Origin of the sequence: Sphingobacterium shayense, from assembly GCF_013179575.1 — a bacterium.
Taxonomy (GTDB): Bacteria; Bacteroidota; Bacteroidia; order Sphingobacteriales; family Sphingobacteriaceae; genus Sphingobacterium; species Sphingobacterium shayense.
Genome location: NZ_JABMCQ010000002.1, coordinates 83291 through 89303 on the forward strand (window position 1 = coordinate 83291; position 6013 = coordinate 89303).

At 40.5% G+C, this 6013-nt stretch carries 6 protein-coding genes; 2 read left to right on the plus strand and 4 right to left on the minus strand.

All coding sequences use genetic code 11. From position 1 onward, the window contains the following. Positions 1–94: 94 nt before the first annotated feature. The gene (locus HP439_RS00815) at positions 95–1162 is read left to right on the plus strand and encodes a DUF2157 domain-containing protein (protein ID WP_343043493.1); all 1068 of its coding nucleotides are present in this window, start codon (positions 95–97) and stop codon (positions 1160–1162) included. On the opposite strand, the gene HP439_RS00820 is transcribed toward HP439_RS00815, so the two are convergent. The 3 genes from HP439_RS00820 to HP439_RS00830 all read right to left on the minus strand — a co-directional run bounded on the left by HP439_RS00820 (position 1155) and on the right by HP439_RS00830 (position 4272). Beyond that, complete coding sequence (locus HP439_RS00820; RefSeq protein WP_172388438.1) at positions 1155–1571, minus strand: OsmC family protein; 417 nt, start codon at positions 1569–1571, stop codon at positions 1155–1157. The genes HP439_RS00815 and HP439_RS00820 overlap by 8 nt on opposite strands. 153 nt (positions 1572–1724) lie before the next feature. Continuing rightward, on the minus strand, positions 1725–3044 hold the full coding sequence (locus HP439_RS00825) for an SGNH/GDSL hydrolase family protein (RefSeq protein ID WP_172388439.1): 1320 nt from the start codon (positions 3042–3044) through the stop codon (positions 1725–1727). A gap of 7 nt (positions 3045–3051) precedes the next feature. Further along, on the minus strand, positions 3052–4272 hold the full coding sequence (locus HP439_RS00830) for an OmpP1/FadL family transporter (protein WP_172388440.1): 1221 nt from the start codon (positions 4270–4272) through the stop codon (positions 3052–3054). Between the two features lie 343 nt (positions 4273–4615). Here HP439_RS00830 and HP439_RS00835 point away from each other — a divergent pair, with 343 nt between their 5' ends. Then, on the plus strand, positions 4616–5788 hold the full coding sequence (locus tag HP439_RS00835) for a trans-sulfuration enzyme family protein (protein ID WP_172388441.1): 1173 nt from the start codon (positions 4616–4618) through the stop codon (positions 5786–5788). Positions 5789–5855: 67 nt separating this feature from the next. Here HP439_RS00835 and HP439_RS00840 read toward each other — a convergent pair. Then, positions 5856–6013, minus strand: a 158-nt coding sequence (locus HP439_RS00840; protein ID WP_172388442.1) for a redoxin family protein, incomplete at its 5' end; no start/stop codon positions are given.

The window sequence follows — 6013 nt, forward strand, 5'->3', positions numbered from 1 at the left end:
TTAGGCGGACTACCGTGGGATGTAGTAATTGAAAATAGTAAAAACTGCATTTTGAATTCTGTGCAACGGTGCTTTAACATATAATTTGTATTTTGTGGAAAATTATGTTTGGAATTTGAAAAAGTTAGATCTCACTAAGAATGAAAAGGAAGTCGTTGAACAAGCTCTAGAACATTGGGTGGAGAACGGCCAGTTGGCGCCAGAACAGGTCGATGGGTTAAAAAGCACGATTGATCAAAGGTCTTTTGAGTGGAAAGCACTCGCACGCTATGCCTTTTGGATAGCTCTGGTTTCGTTGGTTTTTTCGGTATTTTCCTTATTCGCTGACGACGCGTTAGTGAAATTCGTCGAGCGCTTCTACGAAACTCCGAATATAGTCTTTTGCCTATTGTTCGCTGTGATAGCAGTGGGATTTTATCTGCTTGGTTTTAGAAATAAGAAGCGCTATCCTGATAAAACTTTTTCAAACGAAACATTAATGCTCGCAGGTTCATTTTCTACTGCAGCATCCGTTGGGTTTTTAGGACAGATATTAGATCGGAATACGAATCATTATACAATATCTTTTCTTCTGTCAATTTTAATTTATGTCTGGCTCTCTATTAAGTTACGCTCGAAACTTATTTGGGTATTCGCGCTTGTGGCCTTAGGCGTATGGTTTGCAACCGAGACAGCGTATCATAGCAATTGGGGATTTAAGTTTTGGGGAATGAATTTTCCATTACGATTCACGCTTTTCGGTTTAATCATAACGGCCTTTTCTATTTGGGGACAGACAAAAATTAAAGCTATAGCTGCCTTTCAAGGCGTGAGCTACGTAATTGGCTTATTATATACAATGACCGCATTATGGTGCCTTTCTATTTTTGGAAATTATAGTAGTTTCGATCATTGGACGCAAGTTCGACAATATGAAATATTTTATTGGGGAGTGCTAGGAACCCTGTTGTCGCTAGCTCTTGCGTTATATGGGATGAAGACAAAAGACCATGTGGCACGTGACATTGGTTTTGTTTTTTTTATCCTGAATCTCTATACCCGATTTGTAGAGTATCTATGGGATAATATTAATAGAACGATTTTCTTCTTGATATTAGCGATTTCGTTTTGGGCAGTAGGAAGATGGGCAGAAAAAGTGTGGCGGAAGGGGCAGCCTAATTGATTTTTAGGCTATAAGTGATCTCTACGCCTCCCGCGGCAAGCATATCGTGCACAGAACAATATTTCTTAACAGCTAGATCTGCCGCCTTTTGTGCTTTAACTACATCAATTTCTCCTTTTAGAAGGAAGTTGATATGAATGTGTGTAAAGATATTCGGGATCTCATCTCTCCTTTTTCCTTCGACTTCTACCGTAATGTCACTTATTTTTTGACGTTGCTTTTGCAAAATCGTGTTTAAGTCAAATACACTGCATGAACCTAGGGCCATCAAAATAAGTTCCATAGGACGCACGCCTTTTCCCTCACCACCGATTGTATCCGAGCCATCAATATTTACCTTAACCGAAGATAATTCGCTTGAAGCTTCGAAATGAACTGCTTGGTTTTTACGTTCTAAGTTTATTTTCATGTTTTAGATTCTTTTATTTTGTATTCCAAAGATACAAGATCTATTATTAAAAAGATAATATCTCTTAATAGGTTGGTCCGGATATAGCGGGAGAGGTATGAAAAAGCTCAACTAGATATTAATTAGTTGAGCTTGAAAATCTTTTAAGACGATTTATGGAAATTTTACACCACGATATTGAGCGGCATTTACTTTTGGTATTCTACTGCTATAGGTTGTGTTAATAGCATCTATAAATAAATTGGCCATTAGAGCGTTTCCCATTGGAGTTAAATGTATGCCGTCTAACGAGAAAGCATTTCCTGTAATGAAGGAAGCATTTACACCGATACCGTTGTATTTGATTCCAGGACTTTTTATTTTGTTTAAGTATGCATAAGCATCTGCGACCGCTAAGCCGTTAGTTTCAGCTACTTGTTGAATAGCGGCATTAAATTCCTTTACACGGGCCTGAATGACTTTAACTTCCTCAGTATCTAGTACATATTTGCTTTCCACGGGGTTCAGCGGGTGTAAACCATAAGGAGCAGGGTTCTGCTCACTTGTGCTGCCTAAAAGCCCGGCAGAGGAGAAAGGCAGTACGAATAAATCGGCATCGGTAGCCGCGCGTGGTTGCCCCGAGCCAGCTGTAATGTATATGTTTTCGATTTCCTGTCCAGAAGCAGCTGACGCTGCAACAATCAGAGCGTTACGTGTTACGGTCGTGAAGTAAGGGATAGCAGTGACATCAGGAATAGTCGCTAGTACGCCTTTTTGATCTTCCTGAGTTAACGCGTTTATGAAATTGTTGAGTAGCGATGTGAATGTAGCTGTTTCTGTAAGTGTTTTTGTTGGGTCTCCCTCAACTGCAACTGCGCCATTCATAGCGTAACCGAGAATATCATTGTTGCCCAACCAGAAAGAAAAGAAACTATGATCTTTTCCTGAGACATATTCTTGATATGTTAACGTTTGTGGAACGTCATCAGGAAGTATTCGTTCGAAAAAGGGGTTTCCTATTTGAGTACCTACACCAGGTGCAAATGCTAAATCCATTCGCATACCTGGAACACCATAATTTTCTATTTCGCCTGAAAATTTAGTGTATAAAGGAGTATTATTGGGACTCATCCCTCGTATCGCAAGTTCGGTAGTTACTGGTTCAAGCACAGGTTGTCCCTCCTGTAACGCAGTGAGTTGAAGATACCCTGAGCCATTTCTCTGATCCTCCGAAAATAGCGGACTTCTAAACTCAGTTCCACCAACTGTTTTGATTTGTTCTGATAATAAATTAGGGTAGGCTACTTGTTGCCCCTCAAGGTAAAGACCTCCATCCGCATAACCTGCGGTCAAGGAGTTGCCAATTGCAATATATTTGGAAAAATCTGCCTGACCTGGTTTGGGTTCGTAGTCGGAAAGCTCGGGTTTACATGAGGAGGCTAGAATGATAGCCGATAGACCTACTATTCCTATATTTTTATATATTCTTTTCATAAATATATTACCATTTATAAGTTAAAGATAAACCAGGAGCGTGTATATTCGTGGCATATGCTCCGGTAAGACCAGATTCCACGTTCGAAACGGTACGCTCGGCTAGATGTTGAAACACGTAAGCACCTGTTATGTCCCATTTTTCATTAACGTCGTATGTAAATCCTATTGATCCCATCAATCGGTTGTTATCTGGGGTTTCTGGTGAAACATACGGCCCACGAACAGGCGTGTATACGTAGCCGGCACCTGCTCTAAGAGTAAGTTTATTGTTGGTTTGGTAGTTTATTCCGACTTTACCTGAGAAAGCATTCTCATATTTCTTCGTTTGACGTGTGTCTTGTAATGCTGTGGTGTTATCATGGTAATCGAAAACTAATTCTTTGTAGATGTCGTAACCAATAATTGTTGCATCAGCGGCGATGTCAAGCTTTTCTCCTGCAGGGAAGGTGATTCCTAAATTAAACGAACCTGGTAAAGGCAGTTCCGCATCAAATTTTGTGTTTGGAAAGGAAGAAGCCAGTGCTCCGGGAACTGTGAATTCCGCGTCGCCGTCCTTAAGCTTCGTAATTACTTTTGATCGATAGCTTAACGATAAAGCAAAGTCATCTTCTAAGTTATAATGTACGCCGACGTTGAACCCCATACCCGTCCCAACTCCTGATAGCTCGGCCTTTCCTGGTTCTCCGTTGCCATTCGCAATTGGGATAGAACGTGTTAGATCTACTAATCCCACGTTATAGACGAACCCGCCTCCCATGCCAAAATTTTCCGTAATTTTGAAACTCACAGTAGGTTGTATGTATATCGCACGCATTTGAAGTGAGTTTAATTCATATTTGCCTGGCCATTGATCACCCCAGTCTACGGATCCACCGAAAGGTGTATATATTCCTAATCCGGCTTTCCACCATGAATCTTTAGGGCCAAAAGTTGCAAATACTGAAAAAGGAGGACTGATTTGGAATTTTGTGTGATGCTTATCGACACTGTTAAATTGTCTAAAAGCAGAGCGATACATGACGGCGCTTGCACCCACGGATATTTCGTTGTGGTTCATTTTTGCTAGTGCGCCTGGGCTGTAGAAGATTGATGAGGCGTCAACGAAAAAGGCCGATCCAGCTCCTGCCATACCTACCGCTTTTTGACTTTGTGTGTTGACTTGGGAGCCCTGCGCCCATAACATTGAGGGGCTAGCAAGGAGTATTGCGAGTAATAATCTTTTCATATACGCTGATTGGTTAGCCAAAAATACAATTTATTATGCTAACATAGTATTTATTTGGTGATAATGCAAATCAAAATTATATTTTATTTTATTTATTTTTAGTATAAAAGTTATACTAAACTACTGAATTATTCGCTAATCAAATTTTCTTAGGCTAAAATGTTACACGCCTTTTTATCATCTAGTCCAAACATACATACCCATTAGAAATGTAGTCTAGAATTTATAACAGAGAGTTTTTCTCATAAAAGATAGGCGTGTAGTAATAATCTTGGCAATTTTTTTCGTTAAAAACTGCACAAAATACTAAACTAGTAGACTAAAAAAATTAAATTTGCTCATCATGGAAAAAGATCAATCTAAAATCATTCGGGAACAAGCTAATCGTTCCGCTACCAGAGAGCATTCCGTTCCATTATACCTCACCTCCAGTTTTATTTTTGATAGTGCTGAACAAGGCCGTGCCATATTCGCGGAGGAGGAAGTCGGGATGGTTTATTCGCGTTATGCAAACCCGAATACAACAGAATTTATTAATAAAGTTTGCATCGGAGAACAAGCAGAAGCGGGTCTAGCCTTTGCTTCAGGAATGGCGGCAGTGTTTGCTTGTTTTGCGGGTTTAGTGCGTCAAGGTGATCATATCGTTTCCTCTCGTGCGATTTTCGGATCAACGCATCAGTTATTTACACAATTATTTCCACGTTGGGGAGTTACTCATACTTATGTGGAGGCTGTCGATAACCAAGCGTGGGAAGATGCTATACAAGAAAATACGAAAATAGTATTTTTAGAATCTCCATCAAATCCGGGGTTGGAACTTGCAGATTTAGAATTTGTTGGAGGATTAAAAGCGAAGCATCCAAATGTGATTTTTATTATAGATAATTGTTTTGCAACTCCTTATCTACAAAAACCGTTGCAGTATGGCTTCGATTTGTCCGTTCATTCAGCAACTAAATATATGGATGGGCAGGGACGTGTGCTCGGCGGTGTGATCGTTGGTAACGGCCAATTAATCGAAGAGCTTCGTTTCTTTATACGTCATACAGGACCAGCCATGTCTCCTTTTAATGCCTGGATACTTTCAAAAAGCATGGATACATTAGGGTTACGTATGGACAGGCATTGCAGTAGTGCGCTAGCTCTTGCTGAGACATTAGAAAAGCATCCTGAGATCGAAGACGTGAAATATCCGTTTCTACCATCTCATCCACAATACCAGCTAGCAATTAAGCAAATGAAAGCAGGGGGGGGGATCGTTACGTTTGAAGTTAAGGGAGGAGCCGAACGCGCATTTCGGTTTATCGACGCATTGAACATGATATTGTACACGTCTAATTTAGGAGATGCGAGATCGATAGCCACACACCCCGGTTCTACGACACACTCTAAACTAACGAATGACGAGAAAGTTAGCCTTGGAATCCGTCCGGGAACTATTCGACTTTCAGTGGGGTTGGAGGATAAAGATGACATCATCAACGATATTCTTCAAGCTTTAGAATCAACGAGATAGAGAATTTAAAATAACTACACTCATGGAAGAACACCTACGAGTGTAGCTATTTTTACTTGCAAATTCGTTACAATGCTTGGAGTGCCTGCTCGTAATTTGGTTCTTCGGTAGTTTCTGCAACTTGTTCCGTGTAGCTAACGTTTCCGTTCTCGTCAACAACAACCACTGAACGGCTTAGCAAACCCGCTAATGGACCGTCTGTGAAACGTACCTGATAAGCGTCAG

Coding starts and splice junctions, on each gene's coding strand:
- HP439_RS00835 (WP_172388441.1), top strand. CDS start 4,616: ATGGAAAAAGATCAATCTAAAATCATTCGGGAACAAGCTAATCGTTCC.
- HP439_RS00825 (WP_172388439.1), bottom strand. CDS start 3,044: ATGAAAAGAATATATAAAAATATAGGAATAGTAGGTCTATCGGCTATC.
- HP439_RS00830 (WP_172388440.1), bottom strand. CDS start 4,272: ATGAAAAGATTATTACTCGCAATACTCCTTGCTAGCCCCTCAATGTTA.
- HP439_RS00820 (WP_172388438.1), bottom strand. CDS start 1,571: ATGAAAATAAACTTAGAACGTAAAAACCAAGCAGTTCATTTCGAAGCT.